General features: G+C 63.0%; 28 protein-coding genes. 24 read left to right on the top strand and 4 right to left on the bottom strand.

Going from position 1 to position 18,177, the window contains the following annotated elements; genetic code table 11:
* Positions 1 to 20: 20 nt before the first annotated feature.
* Entirely contained in the window at positions 21 to 326 is a 306-nt protein-coding gene (locus tag BMI87_RS10700) for an SH3 domain-containing protein (protein WP_078521295.1), read from the bottom strand.
* A 255-nt stretch (positions 327 to 581) separates the two neighbouring features.
* Between BMI87_RS10700 and rplB the strand changes: the two genes are divergently transcribed.
* Genes rplB through rplP form a run of 5 tightly spaced genes read left to right on the top strand, consistent with a single transcriptional unit; the run spans position 582 to position 3,224 of the window.
* Entirely contained in the window at positions 582 to 1,421 is an 840-nt protein-coding gene (gene rplB / locus BMI87_RS10695; protein ID WP_078521293.1) for a 50S ribosomal protein L2, read from the top strand.
* 3 nt (positions 1,422 to 1,424) lie between these two features.
* Positions 1,425 to 1,703 (top strand): 30S ribosomal protein S19, encoded by a 279-nt coding sequence (gene rpsS / locus BMI87_RS10690; RefSeq protein WP_078521291.1) that lies wholly within the window; start codon positions 1,425 to 1,427, stop codon positions 1,701 to 1,703.
* Between the two features lie 5 nt (positions 1,704 to 1,708).
* Positions 1,709 to 2,089 (top strand): 50S ribosomal protein L22, encoded by a 381-nt coding sequence (gene rplV, locus BMI87_RS10685; RefSeq protein ID WP_078521290.1) that lies wholly within the window; start codon positions 1,709 to 1,711, stop codon positions 2,087 to 2,089.
* On the top strand, positions 2,089 to 2,796 hold the full coding sequence (rpsC, locus tag BMI87_RS10680) for a 30S ribosomal protein S3 (protein ID WP_078521288.1): 708 nt from the start codon (positions 2,089 to 2,091) through the stop codon (positions 2,794 to 2,796). Before rplV ends, rpsC begins: the two co-directional genes overlap by 1 nt.
* A gap of 14 nt (positions 2,797 to 2,810) precedes the next feature.
* Positions 2,811 to 3,224: a 50S ribosomal protein L16 gene (gene rplP / locus BMI87_RS10675; RefSeq protein ID WP_075773846.1), complete on the top strand. Its 414-nt coding sequence runs from the start codon at positions 2,811 to 2,813 to the stop codon at positions 3,222 to 3,224.
* A gap of 79 nt (positions 3,225 to 3,303) precedes the next feature.
* On the opposite strand, the gene BMI87_RS10670 is transcribed toward rplP, so the two are convergent.
* From BMI87_RS10670 to BMI87_RS10660, 3 genes are all read right to left on the bottom strand, one after another.
* Positions 3,304 to 3,789 (bottom strand): hypothetical protein, encoded by a 486-nt coding sequence (locus tag BMI87_RS10670; RefSeq protein WP_078521286.1) that lies wholly within the window; start codon positions 3,787 to 3,789, stop codon positions 3,304 to 3,306.
* Between the two features lie 121 nt (positions 3,790 to 3,910).
* Complete coding sequence (locus BMI87_RS10665) at positions 3,911 to 4,444, bottom strand: flavodoxin domain-containing protein (RefSeq protein ID WP_078521285.1); 534 nt, start codon at positions 4,442 to 4,444, stop codon at positions 3,911 to 3,913.
* 82 nt (positions 4,445 to 4,526) lie between these two features.
* Complete coding sequence (locus BMI87_RS10660) at positions 4,527 to 5,162, bottom strand: 2OG-Fe(II) oxygenase family protein (RefSeq protein ID WP_078521283.1); 636 nt, start codon at positions 5,160 to 5,162, stop codon at positions 4,527 to 4,529.
* Positions 5,163 to 5,350: 188 nt separating this feature from the next.
* On the opposite strand from BMI87_RS10660, the gene rpmC reads away from it, so the two are divergent.
* From rpmC to BMI87_RS10565, 19 genes are all read left to right on the top strand, one after another.
* Entirely contained in the window at positions 5,351 to 5,551 is a 201-nt protein-coding gene (rpmC, locus tag BMI87_RS10655) for a 50S ribosomal protein L29 (RefSeq protein WP_078521281.1), read from the top strand.
* 12 nt (positions 5,552 to 5,563) lie between these two features.
* On the top strand, positions 5,564 to 5,797 hold the full coding sequence (gene rpsQ, locus BMI87_RS10650; RefSeq protein ID WP_078521280.1) for a 30S ribosomal protein S17: 234 nt from the start codon (positions 5,564 to 5,566) through the stop codon (positions 5,795 to 5,797).
* A 76-nt stretch (positions 5,798 to 5,873) separates the two neighbouring features.
* Positions 5,874 to 6,242, top strand: coding sequence for a 50S ribosomal protein L14 (gene rplN / locus BMI87_RS10645; protein WP_075773851.1), 369 nt, complete (start codon positions 5,874 to 5,876; stop codon positions 6,240 to 6,242).
* Positions 6,242 to 6,547 (top strand): 50S ribosomal protein L24, encoded by a 306-nt coding sequence (rplX, locus tag BMI87_RS10640; RefSeq protein ID WP_078521279.1) that lies wholly within the window; start codon positions 6,242 to 6,244, stop codon positions 6,545 to 6,547. The genes rplN and rplX overlap by 1 nt, the downstream gene beginning before the upstream one ends.
* Complete coding sequence (gene rplE, locus BMI87_RS10635) at positions 6,547 to 7,104, top strand: 50S ribosomal protein L5 (protein ID WP_078521278.1); 558 nt, start codon at positions 6,547 to 6,549, stop codon at positions 7,102 to 7,104. The genes rplX and rplE overlap by 1 nt, the downstream gene beginning before the upstream one ends.
* 19 nt (positions 7,105 to 7,123) lie before the next feature.
* Positions 7,124 to 7,429, top strand: coding sequence for a 30S ribosomal protein S14 (gene rpsN / locus BMI87_RS10630; RefSeq protein ID WP_075773854.1), 306 nt, complete (start codon positions 7,124 to 7,126; stop codon positions 7,427 to 7,429).
* A gap of 10 nt (positions 7,430 to 7,439) precedes the next feature.
* On the top strand, positions 7,440 to 7,838 hold the full coding sequence (gene rpsH / locus BMI87_RS10625; RefSeq protein ID WP_152845393.1) for a 30S ribosomal protein S8: 399 nt from the start codon (positions 7,440 to 7,442) through the stop codon (positions 7,836 to 7,838).
* Between the two features lie 10 nt (positions 7,839 to 7,848).
* Positions 7,849 to 8,382, top strand: a complete 534-nt coding sequence (rplF, locus tag BMI87_RS10620; RefSeq protein ID WP_078521275.1) for a 50S ribosomal protein L6 — start codon at positions 7,849 to 7,851, stop codon at positions 8,380 to 8,382.
* An 11-nt stretch (positions 8,383 to 8,393) separates the two neighbouring features.
* Positions 8,394 to 8,753, top strand: a complete 360-nt coding sequence (rplR, locus tag BMI87_RS10615) for a 50S ribosomal protein L18 (protein ID WP_075773856.1) — start codon at positions 8,394 to 8,396, stop codon at positions 8,751 to 8,753.
* A gap of 114 nt (positions 8,754 to 8,867) precedes the next feature.
* Positions 8,868 to 9,437 carry a 30S ribosomal protein S5 gene (rpsE, locus tag BMI87_RS10610; RefSeq protein ID WP_075773857.1) on the top strand — a complete coding sequence of 190 codons (570 nt, stop codon included), beginning with the start codon at positions 8,868 to 8,870 and terminating at the stop codon, positions 9,435 to 9,437.
* Positions 9,438 to 9,449: 12 nt separating this feature from the next.
* A complete protein-coding gene (rpmD, locus tag BMI87_RS10605) occupies positions 9,450 to 9,635 on the top strand; it encodes a 50S ribosomal protein L30 (protein ID WP_075773858.1) in 186 nt (61 codons plus the stop codon).
* An 824-nt stretch (positions 9,636 to 10,459) separates the two neighbouring features.
* On the top strand, positions 10,460 to 10,936 hold the full coding sequence (locus tag BMI87_RS10600; RefSeq protein WP_246831750.1) for a universal stress protein: 477 nt from the start codon (positions 10,460 to 10,462) through the stop codon (positions 10,934 to 10,936).
* 39 nt (positions 10,937 to 10,975) lie between these two features.
* On the top strand, positions 10,976 to 12,616 hold the full coding sequence (locus BMI87_RS10595) for a BCCT family transporter (RefSeq protein WP_078521273.1): 1,641 nt from the start codon (positions 10,976 to 10,978) through the stop codon (positions 12,614 to 12,616).
* 105 nt (positions 12,617 to 12,721) lie between these two features.
* Positions 12,722 to 13,468, top strand: coding sequence for an energy-coupling factor ABC transporter ATP-binding protein (locus tag BMI87_RS10590; protein WP_246832687.1), 747 nt, complete (start codon positions 12,722 to 12,724; stop codon positions 13,466 to 13,468).
* Positions 13,443 to 14,057, top strand: coding sequence for an energy-coupling factor transporter transmembrane protein EcfT (locus BMI87_RS10585; protein ID WP_078521269.1), 615 nt, complete (start codon positions 13,443 to 13,445; stop codon positions 14,055 to 14,057). Before BMI87_RS10590 ends, BMI87_RS10585 begins: the two co-directional genes overlap by 26 nt.
* 1 nt (position 14,058) lies before the next feature.
* Positions 14,059 to 14,604: a biotin transporter BioY gene (locus BMI87_RS10580; RefSeq protein WP_078521266.1), complete on the top strand. Its 546-nt coding sequence runs from the start codon at positions 14,059 to 14,061 to the stop codon at positions 14,602 to 14,604.
* A 10-nt stretch (positions 14,605 to 14,614) separates the two neighbouring features.
* A complete protein-coding gene (locus BMI87_RS10575; protein WP_078521264.1) occupies positions 14,615 to 15,550 on the top strand; it encodes an asparaginase in 936 nt (311 codons plus the stop codon).
* Between the two features lie 83 nt (positions 15,551 to 15,633).
* Complete coding sequence (locus BMI87_RS10570; RefSeq protein WP_078521262.1) at positions 15,634 to 17,082, top strand: DUF2252 domain-containing protein; 1,449 nt, start codon at positions 15,634 to 15,636, stop codon at positions 17,080 to 17,082.
* A gap of 78 nt (positions 17,083 to 17,160) precedes the next feature.
* Positions 17,161 to 18,174, top strand: coding sequence for a LacI family DNA-binding transcriptional regulator (locus BMI87_RS10565; RefSeq protein WP_078521260.1), 1,014 nt, complete (start codon positions 17,161 to 17,163; stop codon positions 18,172 to 18,174).
* Positions 18,175 to 18,177: the final 3 nt, after the last annotated feature.

Below are 18,177 nucleotides of genomic sequence, written 5' to 3'. Positions count from 1 at the left end.
GCCCGGGCAGCGCCAGCGCCTCACTTCTCGCGCAGGTAGCTTTCCGAGACGTAGCCGCGCAGGTTGCGGGCGACGTCGAGCGAGACGTTGCACCAGCGGGTATTGCCGCTGCGCTCGCAGCTGCGCACATGGACGAGCGCGCCGTTGGGAAGCCCCAGGATCACCTTGTAGCCGGTGCCGGGGCCCGCGCGCAGTTTCAGCATGTCCTCGCCTTTCACCCCGGCGACCTCATAGGTGCCGCGCCACGCGTCGGCGAGGGTCGGGGTGGCGAGGGTGGCTGCCGCGCAGAGCGTGGCTGCAAGGAGGGTTGCTCGGGTTGGACGCATTGGTTGCTCCTGTTATGTCTTCTGCCTCGGAGGCCATTTTGCATGTCCGGACCGCGAAGCGCCAGTTGCTTGGACCATCGCGCGCAAAAACAGGCCAAGCCTATAGACTCACCCCCGCATCCCTGCTACATCGCGCCAGTCTCGCGGCCTCGGATTCGTTCCGGGGCCCGTGATTTTTGAATTCGGGGACCTTCGGGGCCCTATACACACAGACAGGCGGGGCAACTCGCCGCAAACCAACGGAAGACAGAAAGCATGGCACTCAAGTCGTATAAGCCGACGACGCCGGGCCAGCGTGGGCTGGTTCTGATCGACCGTTCGGAGCTTTGGAAAGGCCGTCCGGTCAAAGCCCTCACGCAGGGTTTGACCAAGTCGGGTGGCCGGAACAACACCGGGCGGATCACGATGTGGCACAAGGGTGGTGGCGCGAAGCGTCTCTATCGCATCGTCGATTTCAAGCGTCGCAAGTTCGATGTTCAAGGTACCGTCGAGCGGATCGAATACGATCCGAACCGGACCGCCTTCATCGCGCTGATCAACTATGAAGATGGTGAGCAGGCCTACATCCTCGCGCCCCAGCGTCTCGCTGTCGGTGACAAGGTCGTTTCGGGCTCGCGTCACGACGTCAAGCCGGGCAACGCGATGCCGTTCTCGGGCATGCCGATCGGTACCATCGTCCACAACGTCGAACTGAAGCCCGGCAAGGGTGGCCAGATCGCACGCGCCGCGGGCACCTACGCCCAATTCGTCGGCCGTGACGGTGGCTACGCTCAGCTGCGTCTTTCGTCGGGCGAACTGCGCCTCGTGCGTCAGGAATGCATGGCGACCATCGGTGCCGTGTCGAACGCCGACCACTCGAACCAGAACCTCGGTAAAGCCGGTCGTAAGCGCCACATGGGCGTCCGTCCGACCGTCCGCGGTGTCGCGATGAACCCGATCGACCACCCGCACGGTGGTGGTGAAGGCCGTACCTCGGGTGGCCGTCATCCGGTTACGCCGTGGGGCAAGCCCACCAAGGGCAAGCGCACGCGCGTCAACAAGAAGACGGACCAGTATATCCTGCGTTCGCGTCACGCGAAGAAGAAGGGTCGCTAACATATGTCTCGTTCTGTTTGGAAAGGCCCCTTCGTTGATGCCTACCTGCTGAAAAAAGCAGAGAAGGCTCGCGAGTCGGGCAAAGGCGACGTCATCAAGATCTGGTCGCGTCGCTCCACCATCCTGCCGCAATTCGTTGGTCTGACCTTTGGGGTCTACAACGGCCACAAGCACATCCCGGTGAACGTCACCGAGGAAATGATCGGTCAGAAGTTCGGTGAATATTCGCCGACCCGCACCTATTACGGGCATGCGGCCGACAAAAAAGCCAAGAGGAAGTAATCGTCATGGGTAAGGAAAAGAATCCGCGCCGCGTGGCGGAGAACGAAGCGATGGCGAAGACCCGCATGCTTCGCACCTCGCCGCAGAAACTGAACCTCGTCGCCGCGATGATCCGTGGCAAGAAGGTCGACAAGGCCCTTTCGGACCTGACCTTCTCGAAAAAGCGCATCGCGCTCGACGTGAAGAAGTGCCTTCAGTCGGCAATCGCCAACGCTGAGAACAACCACGGCCTGGACGTGGACGAGCTCGTCGTGGCGGAAGCCTGGGTTGGCAAGAACCTGGTGATGAAGCGTGGCCGTCCGCGGGCACGTGGTCGCTTCGGCAAGATCATGAAGCCGTTCTCGGAAATCACCATCAAGGTACGTCAGGTTGAGGAGCAAGCGTAATGGGTCAGAAGGTTAATCCGATCGGCATGCGCCTCCAGGTCAACCGCACCTGGGATAGCCGCTGGTATGCCGACAGCAAAGACTACGGCGACCTGCTGCTCGAGGACATCAAGATCCGCGAGTTCATCCACGAGGAAGCCAAGCAGGCCGGCATCAGCCGTGTCATCATCGAGCGTCCGCACAAGAAGTGCCGTGTGACCATTCACGCAGCACGTCCGGGCGTCATCATCGGCAAGAAGGGCGCTGACATCGAAGCGCTCCGCAAGAAGCTGGCGAACTTCACCGACAGCGAGCTGCACCTGAACATCGTCGAAGTCCGCAAGCCGGAACTCGATGCGCAGCTCGTCGCCGAGTCGATCGCACAGCAGCTCGAGCGTCGTGTCTCGTTCCGTCGCGCCATGAAGCGCTCGGTGCAGAACGCGATGCGTATGGGTGGTCTTGGTATCCGTGTGAACGTCGCTGGCCGTCTGGGCGGCGCCGAGATCGCACGTACCGAGTGGTATCGCGAAGGTCGCGTGCCGCTGCACACCCTGCGTGCCGATATCGACTATGCGCTGTCCGAAGCGTCGACCCCCTACGGGATCATCGGCGTGAAGGTCTGGATCTTCAAAGGCGAGATCATGGAACATGATCCGCAAGCTCGTGACCGCAAGCACGCTGAAGCCCAAGAGGGCCCGGCACCGCGCGGCCCGCGTCGCGATCGCTGAGGGAGTAGATAGTTATGCTGCAACCGAAACGGACGAAGTTCCGCAAGATGCACAAAGGCCGGATTCACGGTGAAGCCAAAGGTGGTTTCGACCTGAACTTCGGTCACTTCGGCCTCAAGGCAGAGGCGCCCGAGCGCGTCACCGCCCGTCAGATCGAAGCTGCGCGTCGTGCGATCACCCGCCACATGAAGCGTCAAGGTCGTGTCTGGATCCGGATCTTCCCGGATACCCCGATCACCGCGAAACCCACCGAAGTCCGTATGGGTAAAGGTAAGGGTTCGGTCGACCGTTGGGCCGCCAAGGTCAAGCCCGGCCGCGTGATGTTCGAGATCGACGGCGTCAACGAAGTGACCGCTCGCGAGGCTCTGCGCCTCGGCGCGGCCAAGCTTCCGGTCGCCTGCCGTATCGTCGAGCGTCAAGACTGGTAATCCCGGTCTGACCGCTGAAGACAAACGAAAGCCCCGCCAGAGATGGCGGGGCTTTTGCTTTTTGGGTGGCCGATGGGAGTTATTTCCAGTCCTTGAGCGCCCTGAGGGAACGGCCAATGCTCCATGCTTGCGCGGCTTTGAAGGCCGCACATTCCAGTTGGCTGGTATCGGACGGGCAATCGACCTCGCGCTCGTGCCCGCTTGGGTCGGCTTTGATCTGGGCCAGAGTGTCTTCCCACGCCCTTCTGAAGCTCTCGGAACTGCGAGTTTGGTCTTCGAGGAAGGGAATCAACGCACGAGTGCGCGCTGTGAACTCATCTTTCAATCGCGCAACGCAGGCTGCGCCCTCCGGCTTCAACTCTGCGATTCTGCAGTATGTAATTGCTCTCGTGGAGCAGTTTGCCAACATGATCGCGCCTAGTTGGCTGTTTTCCGGCTGAGCGATCGAGACGCATCCATTGAACCACACGAGGATATCGTCTGCGGTCGGTTCGACTAAGTCGGCTGATGCAGCTGAGGCGAAGACAGTCGAAAAGAAAAAAGTGATAAAAGCGTGGCGCATCATCGGCCTCTCGGAAACTTTTGATTACTCATATCGATAACCGAGAATTCCCGGAAAGTATTGCTTTGGAAAACACGAACGCCACGCCAGAGATGGCGGGGCTTTTGCGTTGTTGGCGATGCGATCAGGCTCCGTCGGAAATCCAGCCGTCGATCAGCGCATCGAGCGCCTCCCAGTCGGTATATTCGATATCGGCGTCGAGATCGGCATCGGGGTCTTTCTTCGCCACGATCCGGCGCATCACGAACCGACGGAAGATATCGTATTTCGACGGCAGGTAGGCGCCCGCAATCTGCTCCGTCAGATCCGGGGTCCAGCCAGTCGCGGCTTCGAAATCCTTCAGGATCTTGTCGAGGCCGCGCCAATCCTCCGCGTCGTGACCGGCGGCGGCCAGGGACACGGAGAGGAAAAGGCTCGGGCGGTTCCGGATGATGTCGCGTTGCTCTGCGACGAAATCGGCGAAGCGGCCCTGATAATGTCCGACATGGATCGAGGCCGCGAGGATGATCCGGTCGAACCGGTCGAGGTTCATCCCCTCGGCCTCATCGGTGGAAATCAATTCGGCGGAGTGTCCCAGATCGGCGATGCGGTCGGCGACGTGCCGCGCGATCTTGCGGGTTTGCCCCTCGCTGGAGGCATAGGCGACGAGTGTTTTCATGCTGCGCTCCCGGTGTCTGGTTGCGCAGCAAGAAAATCAGGTGACACGCGGCTTGGCTATGATGACGATCAAAGCGCTGGCCTCAGTCGACCCATTTGTAATTGAAGCTGACTGAAATCCGCTCGTCCTCGGCCATGTTCATCGGCACCTCGTGGCGCAGCCAGCTCTCCCAGAGCAGCACCTCGCCCGGTTCGGGGGCGATGTAGATGAAGGGCTGCAGCTCGCGCCGCGCAGTCTTGAGGCGGGTCGGGGCCGCCATCATCCGGGCGCTGCGCGGGTCTTCCAGTTTCAGCGCCGAGGCGCCGTCGGGCATCGCGACATAGGTGGTGCCCGAGATCACTGAATGGGGGTGCAGGTGCGAGCTGTGGGTGCCGCCCTCGGGCAGGATGTTGATCCAGAGGTCTTCGAGCACCAGCTTGCCCTCGCCCAGATCGAATTGCAGATCCTCGGCGAAGGCCGCGACGTGCTTGTCGAGGGCCTTCACCATGTCCGCGAAGATCGGGAAGCGCCAGGGCAGGTCAGTGAGCGAGGCGTAGGACGTGTAGCCCGGATAGCCGTTCTCCTCGCACCAGTCCTGCCCGGCCTCGTCGTCTTCGGCGATGGCGTAGCACGACGCCTCCAGCTCGCCGGTATCGACCTTCGGGCCGAATTCGGATAGGGCAGAGCGGTAGAGGCGGGTGACGAAGAGGGACTCGATCTGGGTCTTGGGCTCGGACATTAGGGCTCTCGCAACTGGGCGTGGATTTATCCCCCTGTTACGCCAAAGCGGGCCGAAGGCCAAACAATCCTTGCCATATTCGATTCGCTCTGATATTGGCCCCAAGTTCCTGAAATCAGGACCGACATAACCCATCAGAAAGCAGGGTCACCCGCGAGGGGCCCTCTGATGCCAAGAAAGGACCCGGGATGAACGCCCAAGAACTCAAGGCGAAGACGCCTGATGAGCTGCGTGATCAGCTCGTCTCGCTGAAGAAAGAAGCCTTCAACCTCCGCTTTCAGCAGGCCACGAACCAGCTCGAGAACACCGCGCGCATGCGCTCTGTTCGTCGGGACGTTGCACGTATCAAAACCGTGCTGAACCAAAAAGCCGCTGAAGCCGCGAAGTAAGGAGAGCTTCCTATGCCCAAACGCATCCTGCAAGGTACCGTGACGTCGGACAAAAACGACCAGACCGTAACCGTTTCGGTCGAGCGCCGCTTCACGCATCCGGTTCTCAAGAAGACGATCCGGAAGTCCAAGAAATACCGCGCCCATGACGCGGAAAACCAGTTCAAGACCGGTGACATTGTTCGCATCGAAGAGTGCGCACCCGTCTCGAAGACCAAGCGCTGGCGGGTTGTGGTTTCGGCGTAAGCCGGGGCCATCCGTCAGTATTCGAAACCCTGGGGCCCTTACTGCATAGGCGTCCCCAAAGGTCGGGAGTAACCCCATGATCCAGATGCAGACCAATCTGGATGTTGCTGACAACTCCGGCGCTCGCCGGGTTCAGTGCATCAAGGTCCTCGGCGGCTCGCACCGCCGTTACGCATCCGTGGGCGACATCATTGTGGTGTCGGTCAAGGAAGCGATCCCGCGCGGCCGCGTGAAGAAAGGTGACGTCCGTAAGGCCGTCGTCGTGCGCACCGCCAAAGAAGTTCGTCGCGACGATGGCACCGCCATCCGTTTCGACCGCAACGCTGCCGTCATCCTGAACAACGCGGGCGAGCCGGTCGGCACCCGTATCTTCGGGCCGGTCGTGCGTGAGCTGCGTGCGAAGAACTTCATGAAGATCATCTCGCTTGCTCCGGAGGTGCTGTAATGGCTGCTAAGCTCCGCAAAGGCGATAAGGTCGTCGTTCTCGCTGGCAAGGACAAGGGCAAGCAGGGTGAGATCACCTCTGTTGACCCGAAAGCCGGCAAAGCTGTCGTCGACGGCGTGAACGTTGCGATCCGCCACCAGCGTCAGACCCAGTCCAACCAGGGCGGTCGCCAGCCCAAGGCTATGCCGATCGACCTGTCGAACCTGGCTCTGATGGACGCAAACGGCAAAGCCACCCGCGTCGGCTTCCGCGAGGAAGACGGCAAGAAGGTGCGTTTCGCCAAGACCACGGGGGATGCGATCTGATGCTCGATCAAGCAACCTACACTCCGCGTCTTCGCGCTCTTTACCGCGACACCATCAAGGCGGCGCTGAAAGAAGAGTTCGGCTACAAGAACGACATGATGATCCCGAAGCTCGACAAGATCGTGCTGAACATGGGCGTCGGCGAAGCCGTGAAAGACACCAAGAAGGTCAAGCAGGCCGCCGAAGAGCTCTCGCTCATCGCTGGTCAGAAGGCCGTGATGACCAAGGCGAAGAAGTCGATCGCTGGCTTCCGCGTCCGGGAAGAGATGCCGCTGGGTGCGAAAGTGACCCTGCGCGGTGACCGGATGTACGAATTCCTCGATCGCCTGATCAACGTTGCTATGCCGCGCGTTCGCGACTTCCGCGGTGTGAAGCCGTCCTTCGACGGTCGTGGCAACTTCGCAATGGGCCTCAAGGAGCACATCGTGTTCCCCGAGATCGACTTCGATAAGGTCGATGAGGTTCTGGGTATGGACATCATCATGGTGACCACGTCTGACGTGGATGCCGAAGCGAAGGCGCTGTTGAAGCATTTCAACATGCCCTTCAACGCCTGATCGCGGAGGAACGAAACTTATGGCTAAGAAATCCATGGTTGCGCGCGAAGCGAAGCGCCAGCGTCTTGTGAACAAGTACGCTGACAAGCGGGCCGCGCTCAAGGAAATCATCAACGACCAGGAGCGCCCGATGGAAGAGCGCTTCAAGGCGTCGCTGAAACTCGCGGAACTCCCGCGCAACTCGTCGGCGGTCCGGCTGCACAATCGTTGCCAGCTCACGGGTCGTCCCCACGCTTACTACCGTAAGCTCAAACTCTCGCGGATCATGCTGCGTGACCTGGCCTCCTACGGTCAGATCCCCGGCATGGTGAAGTCGAGCTGGTAAGGAGGGCGACATGTCTGTGAACGATCCTCTCGGCGATATGCTGACCCGCATCCGCAACGCACAACTGCGTGGCAAATCCACCGTCCGCACCCCGGCCTCCAAGCTCCGCGCTTGGGTTCTCGACGTGCTGGCTGACGAAGGCTACATCCGTGGTTACGAGCAGGCGACGTCTGCTGCCGGCCATCCGGAGCTGGAAATCAGCCTCAAGTACTACGAGGGCACCCCGGTCATCCGCGAGCTGCAGCGCGTCTCGACCCCCGGTCGCCGCGTGTACATGGCCGCGAAAGACGTTCCGTCGGTCCGTCAGGGCCTCGGCGTCTCGATCGTCTCGACCTCGAAGGGCGTGATGTCGGATGCAAACGCACGATCCGCCAATGTTGGCGGCGAAGTGCTCTGCACCGTGTTCTAAGGAGGGCTCAATGTCTCGTATTGGTAAGAAACCGGTCGAGCTTCCCAGCGGCGTTTCTGCGCAGCTGTCGGGCCAGACCATCGAAGTGAAGGGGCCGAAAGGCACCCGTACCTTCACCGCGACCGACGACGTGACCCTCGCTGTCGAGGACAACGCCGTCACCGTCACCCCGCGTGGCCAGTCGAAGCGCGCGCGCCAGCAGTGGGGTATGACCCGCTCGCAGGTCGCGAACCTCGTCCAGGGCGTGACCGAAGGCTTCAAGAAGGAGCTGGAGATCCAGGGTGTTGGTTATCGTGCGCAGATGCAGGGCAACGTCCTGAAGCTGTCGCTCGGTTATTCGCACGAAGTCAACTTCGAGGTTCCGGAGGGCGTGACTGTCACCGCTCCGAAGCAGACCGAGATCGTTGTGGAAGGTTCTGACCAGCAGCAGGTGGGCCAGGTCGCGGCAAATATCCGCGAATGGCGTGCTCCCGAGCCCTATAAGGGCAAGGGCATCCGCTACAAGGGTGAGTATATCTTCCGCAAAGAAGGTAAGAAGAAGTAAGGAACGCGAAAATGGCAAACAGCAAACGGGATCTGTTCCTCAAGCGCCGCCTGCGCGTCCGGAACAAGCTTCGCAAGATGGCCGCTGGTCGCGCCCGTCTTTCGGTGCATCGTTCGTCGAAAAACATCAGCGTTCAGCTGATCGACGACGTCAACGGTCGCACTCTGGCCGCCGCTTCCACGCTCGAGAAAGATCTCGGTGTGGTCGGCAAGAACAACGTCGAAGCGGCAGCCAAAGTTGGCGCCGCGATCGCCGAGCGTGCGAAGAAGGCCGGTGTCGAAACCTGCTACTTCGACCGCGGTGGCTTCCTGTTCCACGGGAAGATCAAGGCGCTCGCCGACGCAGCCCGCGAAGGCGGTCTGAAGTTCTAAGACTGGTGGGGGACGTTCGCGTCCCCCCGATGATCCGGGCCGCGCCCTTCGGGGCGGGGCACCTGGATTGAGACAAACGGCGTGAAACCACGCCATCACGAGAAGGAATGCCTCATGGCAGAACGTGACAACCGCCGGGGCCGCCGCGACGACCGCGACGAAAACCCGGAATTCGCCGATCGCCTCGTCGCGATCAACCGCGTGTCGAAAACCGTGAAGGGTGGTAAGCGCTTTGGCTTCGCAGCCCTCGTGGTCGTCGGCGACCAGCGTGGCCGTGTCGGCTTCGGCAAAGGCAAGGCCAAAGAGGTTCCGGAAGCGATCCGCAAAGCCACCGAGCAAGCGAAGCGCAACCTGATCCGCGTCCCGCTGCGCGATGGCCGCACGCTGCACCACGACATCGAGGGCCGTCACGGCGCTGGTAAGGTCGTGATGCGCACCGCACCGGAAGGTACCGGGATCATCGCCGGTGGTCCGATGCGTGCCGTGTTCGAGATGCTGGGCGTGAAGGACGTCGTGTCGAAATCGACCGGCACCCAGAACCCCTACAACATGATCCGTGCCACGCTGAACGGTTTGACGCGCGAAGCAAGCCCCCGTCAGGTGGCTGCGCGCCGCGGCAAGAAAGTGGCCGACATCCTCAAGAAGCCCGAGGCTGAGGCACCTGCCGAAGCCACGGAAGCGTAAGGAGAGCGATCAATGGCTACCATCGTCGTCAAGCAGATCGGTTCGCCGATCCGTCGCCCCGCCATCCAGCGTGCCACGCTGAAAGGTCTGGGTCTGGACAAGATGAACCGTACCCGTGAGCTGGAAGATACCCCGGCCGTCCGCGGTATGGTCGCGAAGATTCCGCACCTCGTCGAAATCGTCGAAGAGCGCGGCTGAGCCGACCGGTTCGTCTGAATAACGAAACGCCCCGACCGAAAGGCCGGGGCGTTTTGCATTCGTGGGGTGCGTCTTCGGGGGGCAGGGCGCCTCAGTTCCAGGCGGGGCCTCTGCCGCCGCCATAGCCGCGCCCTTGGCCGCCCATGCCGCGCCCCTGCATATGCCCACCGCCCCGCAGCGCTGGAAGGCGGGCAGGTGCTTGGTCTGAGAGGCATCGCGCAGGCGCGTCAGGATCTGGGTAAGTTGGGCATTCCCGGCGACCGCCGGCAGGAGCCGCCCGTCATAGAGCCCCGAATTGGCCATCTCCGCCTGCACGCCAAGCGCACAAGCCTCGGTCAAGGTGCCCGGCACCGGGGCCAGAGGCTTCGCCCCACTCAGATAAGGGTTCGCGGGGACGGGTAGCCCGTTCTGCCGCAGCACAGAGATCAGCGCCGCGGCATGGGAGATCTCGGCCCGCTCGATATTCGAGAAGGGGCGCACGGCGCCGAACCTCTCCATGATCGCCCGATAGGTGGCCTGCGCGTGATACTCGTCATCTAGCGCCGCGAGCACCGCCCTATGTTCCGCCGAGGTGAGCGCCGCGTGCGCGGGCAATGCCGTGCCTGCCACGACCGCGATCATGGCAATCACCGCGCCGAGTCTTGTTCCAAGTGAGCTGTGAAAACGCATCGGTCTCTCCTTCCTGAGCCAACTGGAAGTCATACGGCGACGTAGGACGGAATCCGGCGCCGATGTGACCGCGCGCCGCAGGCCCCGAGACAGGCATGTCATTTCTTTAATTTTTCTTCACGAAATCCGGAACCGAATGTGACACACTGGGTTGGTTGGATATCGTTGCATCCTGCAATAGGGTGCTGCGCTTCAAGACTGAGGGACGGATCGATATGTTTGAAAAAATCATGGTTCCGGTCGACCTGCGTCATGTCGAGAAGATGGGCAAGACGTTGAAAGTCGCTTCGGAAATCGCAGCGAAACACGACGCAGAAGTTGTTTTCATAGGTGTCACTAGCCAAGAGCCGAGCGAATTCGGCCACAATGCCAAGGAATATGCCGCGAAACTGGACGATTTCGCGCAGAGCCATGCCAACGAGTTTGGGCATAAGGGGTCGTCGAAGGCAGTCATCGTGCCCGATCCGGCCGTTGATCTCGACAAGACGCTGCTGAAGACGGCTGACGATCTTGGGGCCGATCTGGTGGTGATGGCCACGCATGTGCCCAACGCGGCCAACTATCTCTTTGCGTCGCATGGCGGCCACCTCGCCGCGCACAGCGATGCGTCGGTGTTTCTCGTACGCGGATAACGCGGACCAATATAACCAATAAGGACAGGAGGACGGCATATGGCCGAACCTGAAGAAGTTCAGGGCATCCCTGCCCCCGAAGGGGACACACAACTGATCGAGACCGACTATGAGATCGGTCAAGACAACCTCGAAGGGCAGGTAGGGCCCTTCGGTTTCGACATTCACAACCCTGTTTTCATGATCTCGGCGTTGTCCATCGTGGCCTTCGTCTTCTACGCGCTGGCTCTGCCTGAGCAGGCGAGTTCGCTGTTCGGCGCGATGCGCCCCTGGCTGACCTCGACCTTCGACTGGTTCTTCATGAGCGCCGCGAACATCTTCGTCATCTTCTGCCTTGCCCTGATCGTCTCGCCCTATGGCGCAGTCCGTCTGGGTGGCACGGACGCGGAGCCGGACTTCACCTATATGGGGTGGTTCGCGATGCTCTTCGCCGCCGGTATGGGCATCGGCCTGATGTTCTTCGGCGTGCTCGAGCCGGTCTATCACATGGCGGTCTCGCAGCCTCTGGGCACGCCTTCGCCCTTCGATGCGGACGGCAACCTGATCCCGGAGAATGTCGCACGGGCCAAAGAAATGGGCCTCGCCGCGACGATCTATCACTGGGGTCTGCACCCTTGGGCGATCTATGCGGTCGTGGCGCTCGCGCTGGCGCTGTTCTCCTATAACAAGGGTCTGCCGCTGACGATCCGTTCGGCTTTCTACCCGATCTTCGGCGAGAAGGTCTGGGGCTGGACCGGCCATATCATCGACATCATCGCGGTGTTCGCGACGCTGTTCGGCCTTGCGACCTCGCTCGGCTTCGGCGCGCAGCAGGCGAATGCGGGTCTCAACCACGTGTTCGGCGTTCCGATCGACACGACGGTGCAGGTCATCCTGATCACGCTGATCACCGGCGTGGCGCTGTTCTCGGTGCTGCGCGGCCTCGATGGCGGCGTGAAGCTGCTCTCGGAGATCAACATGGGGATCGCGGCGCTGCTGCTGCTCTTCGTGCTCTTCGCGGGCCCGACGCTGATGATCTTCACCGATTTCGGTCAGGGTCTTCTGGCCTATGCGAAAGACATCATCCCGCTGTCGAACCCGATCGGGCGCACGGATGACAGCTATCGCGACGGCTGGACCGCGTTCTACTGGGCATGGTGGATTTCCTGGTCGCCCTTCGTCGGCATGTTCATCGCCCGCGTGTCGCGTGGCCGTACCGTGCGCGAGTTCATCATCTGCGTGCTGCTGATCCCGTCGCTCGTCTGCGTGTTGTGGATGGCGGTCTTCGGAGGTGTTGCGATCGATCAGGTGATCTCGGATCCGTCCGGCTCGCTGGTGAAGGCGCAGGTCATCGATAGCTACAACCCGCCGCTGTCGCTCTTCGCGATGCTGGAGGGGTTACCGCTGGCCTCGATCACCTCGGTCATCGCGATCGTCCTGGTCATCGTGTTCTTCGTGACCTCGTCGGACTCCGGCTCGCTCGTGATCGATACGATCACCGCAGGCGGCAAGGTCGACGCGCCGGTCCCGCAGCGTGTGTTCTGGGCCACTTTCGAGGGCGCGGTCGCGATCGTGCTGTTGATCGGCGGTGGTCTGAGCGCGCTACAGGCGATGGTCATCTCGACCGGTTTGCCCTTCACGCTGGTTCTGCTGGTGATGTGTTGGGCGATCTGGAAGGGGCTGCGGACCGAGCCCCGGTAAGCTGGCCAAGATTTGAGACAAAGGCGCGCGGGGGAGACCTCGCGCGCCTTTCGCTATGTGCAGGGCGTCTGGAAACGCGGCGCGTCTGCGTATATGACCCGGCGCATGTCTGACGGCGCGACCCAAACCTCCGCGAGCCATATCGCGATTTCCGATCTCGGCCACGATCTTGACGGTCGTCCGGTGCTGGAGGGGATTTCGCTGGAGACCCGCGCCCGGCGCATCGGCGTGGTGGGGCGCAACGGGTCGGGCAAATCCACCCTGTCGCGACTGATGGCGGGGCTGATCGCGCCGAGCCGGGGCAGTCTGCGGATCAACGGCCACGATCTGGCCGCCGACCGGAAGGCAGCGCTCCGCGAGGTCGGTATCCTGTTCCAGAACCCCGATCACCAGATCATCTTTCCGACCGTGATCGAGGAGATTTCCTTCGGGCTGCGCCAGCAGGGCATGAAGAAGCCCGAGGCCGAAGCTGCGGCCGATCGCACCCTGGAGCAGTTCGGCAAAGCGGCGTGGCGCGATGCCTATGTGACGACGCTCAGCCAGGGCCAGAAGCAGCTTCTGTGCCTGATGGCGGTGAGCGCGATGGCCCCGAACCTGCTGATCCTCGACGAGCCATTCTCCGGCCTCGACATCCCGACCAAGGCGCAGCTGGGCCGGGCGCTGACGCTCTATCGCGGGACGCTGGTGCAGGTGACGCACGACCCGCGCGAGCTGGAGCATTACGACGAAATCCTCTGGCTCGACCAAGGACGGCTGCGGATGCATGGCGCGGCGCGCGAGGTGCTGCCCGTCTACGTCGAAGAGATGACCCGCGCGGGAGAGGCCGATGATATCGCTCAGCTCTCCCGTTAAGACAGCCGCCCATGACTGGCCTGCGGGTCTGAAGCTCGCAGCGCTCTGCGTGGCGACCGTGGGCCTGTTCTATATCGAGAGCCCCCTGATCCTTGCGGGCGTCGTCACGGCGATCCTGATCGCCTATGCTTTGCCGGGCCGCGCCTTCCTGCGCGCGGGTCTGGCGGCGCTGAAACTGCTCTGGCCCTTCATCGTGATCGTCGCGATCTGGCAGGCGGTGATCGGCGAGCTGGTGCAGGGCGCGGTGATCGTGATGCGGATGGTCTCGGCCGTGGCGCTGGCGAACCTCGTGTCGATGACGACGCGGCTGAGTGATATGATCTCGGTCGTGCGCTGGCTGACGACGCCTTTGCGTCGTTTCGGGCTGTCGACCGCCGCGCTGGAGATCGCGATCGCGCTGGTGATCCGCATGGTGCCGGTGCTGACCAACAAAGGGGGGCGCCTCACCGAGAGCTGGCGCGCCCGCGCCACCCGGCGGCCAAGCTGGCGGCTGGTGCTGCCCTTCACGCTTCTTGCGCTTGACGATGCCGACCATGTCGGCGATGCGCTACGGGCCCGGGGAGGGCTCACATCCGAGAGGGAGACTTGAGATGGAAAAGAATGTCGCGCTGATCGCGCTGTTTGCGGCCCTGATTGCGGTGCTCGCGCTGATCCCGAAAATCACGCTGGGCTTCGGGGTGCCGATCACGGCGCAGAGCCTTGGGATCATGCTGGCCGGCGCCGTGCTGGGATCGAAGCGCGGTGCGCTCGCGGTTCTGCTGTTCCTGCTGCTGGTGGCCGTGGGTCTGCCGCTGCTGGCCGGCGGTCGTGGGGGGCTTGGCGTCTTCTTCGGCCCGACGGGCGGCTTCCTGTTCAGCTGGCCGCTGGCCGCGTGGCTGACCGGCTTCGTCGTCGAGAAGTGGCGCTCGGTGCCGCTGGGTGCCTCGGTCTTCGTGGGGGCGATCCTTGGCGGGATCGTGCTGTCCTACGCGATGGGGATCGTCGGGCTGTCGCTGGCGCTCGGCAAAAGCCTGATCGAGAGCACCTCGCTGATGCTGGTCTTCATCCCGGGTGACATGATCAAGGCGCTGATCGTGGCTGCGCTGACGGTGTCGCTGTCGCGCGCGCGACCGTCCAGCGTCCTGTCGCGGCACTGAGACGCGTGGCGTGGCGCTGCTTCTGATCCATACGGGCGGCACGATCGGCATGGTCGCCTCGGACGTGGGCTTCGTGCCGCAGCAGGGCGTGGTCGAGGAGTTCCTCGCCACCTTGCCCGAGGGGCGCGAGGTCGAGACCCTGCGCCTCGATCCGCTGATCGACAGCGCCAATGCCACGCCCGCCGACTGGAACCGGATCGCCGAGACCATCGCCGCGCATCACGACCGCTGCGATGGCGTGATCGTGACCCACGGCACCGATACGCTGGCCTATACGGCGGGCGCTTTGTGCTTCGCGCTCGAAGGGTTGGCCAAGCCGGTGATCGTGACCGGATCGATGCTGCCGCTGTCGGTCGAGGGCAATGACGGCGCGCGCAACTTGCGCGACGCGATCGCGGCGGCGGGGCAGGCGGCGCCCGGCGTCTGGGTGCAATTCGCAGGACGCCTGCTGCACGGCGCGCGGGTCCGCAAAAGCCATTCGCGCGCCTTCGACGCCTTTGCCGCCGATCCCTCCGACATCCCGCCCCGTCAGCCGGGGCCGCGCCTGACGCGCCACCCGATCCGGTCCGCGCGGATTGCCGTTCTGGCCGTGGCGCCGGGGGCGGAGGAGAGCCTTCTCGACCATGCCGTCAAGACCTGCGACGGGCTGGTGCTGCGCTGCTACGGCTCTGGCACCGCGCCCGACACGCCCGGCGTGCGGGCAGCGCTTGCCACTGCGCAGGCCCGCGCGATCCCCGTCATCGCGGTCAGCCAATGTCCCGAGGGCGGCATGGCGCTTGGCACCTATGCGGCGGGGGCGATCCTGCGCGATCATGGGGTGATCGACGGGCGCGACATGACGCCCGAGGCGGCCTATACCAAGCTCGCCCATGTCCTCTCGCTCGACGATCCACAGGAGCGGGCCGCCCGCCTGTCCCGCGCGCTCTGCGGGGAATATACGCCCTGAGCTTTGGTGCTCACGCCGGTTTTTCGGAACGTCTTCGCCCGCCTTTCCGTTAGGAGAGCGAACCCCGAAAAGGAGCACCTCCCATGGCCGAAGGCAACAACAAGCCGAAATCTTCCAATTCGAAAGCGCAAAGCCCGAAGCGGTCGCGCAAGGCCACCGGGGTCGCGCCCGTCGAACAGCTCCAGAGCCGCGTCGAGGCCTATCGCGAGCTTGCCGAGGCCTATGTGAAATACCCCTGCGTGATGCGCCCGGGCGATCTGACGGGGCTCGCGCGTCGCCTGCACGTGCGCGCGACGATCATCGAGGACCACGCGGTGCGGATCGACGAGAAGGCCGAGGGCGCGAGCGAGAAATTCGAGGAACTGGCGGATTCGCTGTTCTCCTTCTTCCGCGGCACCTCGCTTCTGTTCCACCGCGACATGCTGGGCGAGGATGAGCGGATGCCGACGGTGCTGGCGCTCGGCGATGTCCACCCCGAGAATTTCGGGATTATGCCGAATGCCGATAACGTGCCGATCTTCGGCGTGAATGATTTCGACGACGTGCTCTACGGGCCCTTCACATGGGACCTGAAGCGCGGGATCACGGGCTTTCTGATCGCAGCCAAGGAAGAGGGCGACCAGAAGAAAAAGCACCGCGAGAAGATCGTGCGCAAATTCGTCGAGGGCTATCGCGACGGGATGGAATTCTACGCCCGCCACGACAAGGAGGCGAGCCAGCAGATGCGCCCCGATAACAGCCCGAAGGTGATCCAGCGGATGTTCAAGAAGGCGCGCAAGAGCCGGAAGAAATGGCTCTGGGATCGCTATCTCAACGAGACCGGGCGGGGCTTCCGGGCGAATGACGAACTGACGCCGATCTCCAGCCGGATCTCGGAGTTTCAGGGCTACATCAATGACGTGGCCAAACAGAACGGGATCGATCCGGGCGGTCGCGCGGGCGAGCTGAAGGTGAAGGATGTCTGCATCCGTCACGGGCAGGGCACGGCCTCGCTGGGATTGCCGCGCTACTATTGCCTGATCGAAGGGCCGAGCAAGGATGCGAGCGACGATCTGATCATCGAATTCAAGCGCGCACGGCAATCCGCGCTGGAAGGCCTCGTGCCGGAAAATGATTTCGTCGCCGGCGACAAGGGCGACCGGATCGCGCATGGCCAGCGGGTTCATCTGGCGCAGGGCGATGTGTTCTACGGAAGCGTGGAGATCGATGAGATGAGCTTCATGTCGCGCGAGCGCGCGCCGTTCCGCGACGATATCGACCTCGACGATCTGTCGAAGGGCAGCTGGCGCGACTATGCCCATGCCTGCGGTCAGGCGCTGGCGCAGGCCCATGCGCGTTCCGACGATGCGGGCGAACTGGACTACCGGATCGAGCCGCGCATCATCGAGGCGATGCAGCCCTTCGACCTGTTCGTCGATGATCTGCTGTGTTTCGGGCGCGAGGCGGTGAAGCGTCTCAAGCGCGACCACAAGTTCTTCAAGATGGATTTGAAGCGCGGCGCTTTCGACATGACGCAGAAGCATTACCGCTAGGGGCCGCGTCCGGGCAGCGGTCGGCGCGGGGAATCTGTCGTGCTTGCGTGATCGCCTTCGTGCCGTTACTCCGCGATTATGGCGGTCAAGCGTACGACATTGATGGATGTGGCGCGGGCGGCGGGCGTGTCCCGCGCGACCGCCTCTCTCGTCATTCGTGGCTCCGATCTGGTCGCGGACAAGACGCGCGAGAAGGTCGAGAAGGTCATCGCCGAGCTCGACTACGTGCCCAATAGCGGGGCAGCCCGACTGCGCGGCCAGAAAAGCCGCACGGTCGGCGTCATCATCCCGAACCTGGTGAACAGCTTCTTCTCGGAATTCGTCGAGGGGATCGAGGCGGAGCTGGACGAGCAAGGGTATCAGGTCATGCTCGCGAGCTCGCGCGATGACCCGGAGCGGCAGTCGGGGTTGCTGCGCCGGTTGCGCGAGCACGATGCCGAGGGGATCATTCTCTTTCCCGCCGAAGGGACCGAGCCGGACACGATAGAGAAGCTGGTCGCAGCAGGGGTGCCGCTGGTGCAGGCGATGCGCCATGTCGGGCGCGACCTGAGCGATTTCGCAGGGTCCGACCACGGCCTCGCGGTGCGGCTGAGCGTGCGGCATCTGCGCGATCTCGGCCACCGGCGGATTTCCTTTGTCTCGCTCGCCGGGAAGGTGTCGACGCGGGAAGAACGTCTCGGGGCCTTCGAAGAGGAGTTGCGCGCGCAGGGGCTCGTCAATGCCGGGGTGATCGACGTGCCGCTGGAATGGGATGGCTCGCCGCAATCCGCCGCGATGCTGATGGCGCTGGAGCCGCGCCCGACCGCCGCGATCTGCTTCAACGACATCCTCGCCTCGGGGCTGCTGCGGGGGCTGTTCGACCTCGGCCTGATGCCGGGGCGCGACCTCTCGGTGGTGGGGCACGATAACCTGTCCTTCATCGATCTCGGTGCGCCGCCGCGCCTTACGACGGTGCAGGTCTTCCCGCGCCAGATCGGGGCGGCCTCGGCCAAGCTGCTGCTGCGGCGGATCAAGGACCCGGGCGCAGAGCTCAAATCCGAGATCGTGACACCGCGCCTGCGGGTGCGCGACACCACCGGCCCCGTCGACTGATAT

The organism is Thioclava sp. F28-4, assembly GCF_002020045.1.
In the GTDB taxonomy this organism is placed as follows: Bacteria; Pseudomonadota; Alphaproteobacteria; order Rhodobacterales; family Rhodobacteraceae; genus Thioclava; species Thioclava sediminum.
Note: the sequence above shows the minus strand (reverse complement) of the source record. Positions and strands in the feature narration are given on the sequence as shown.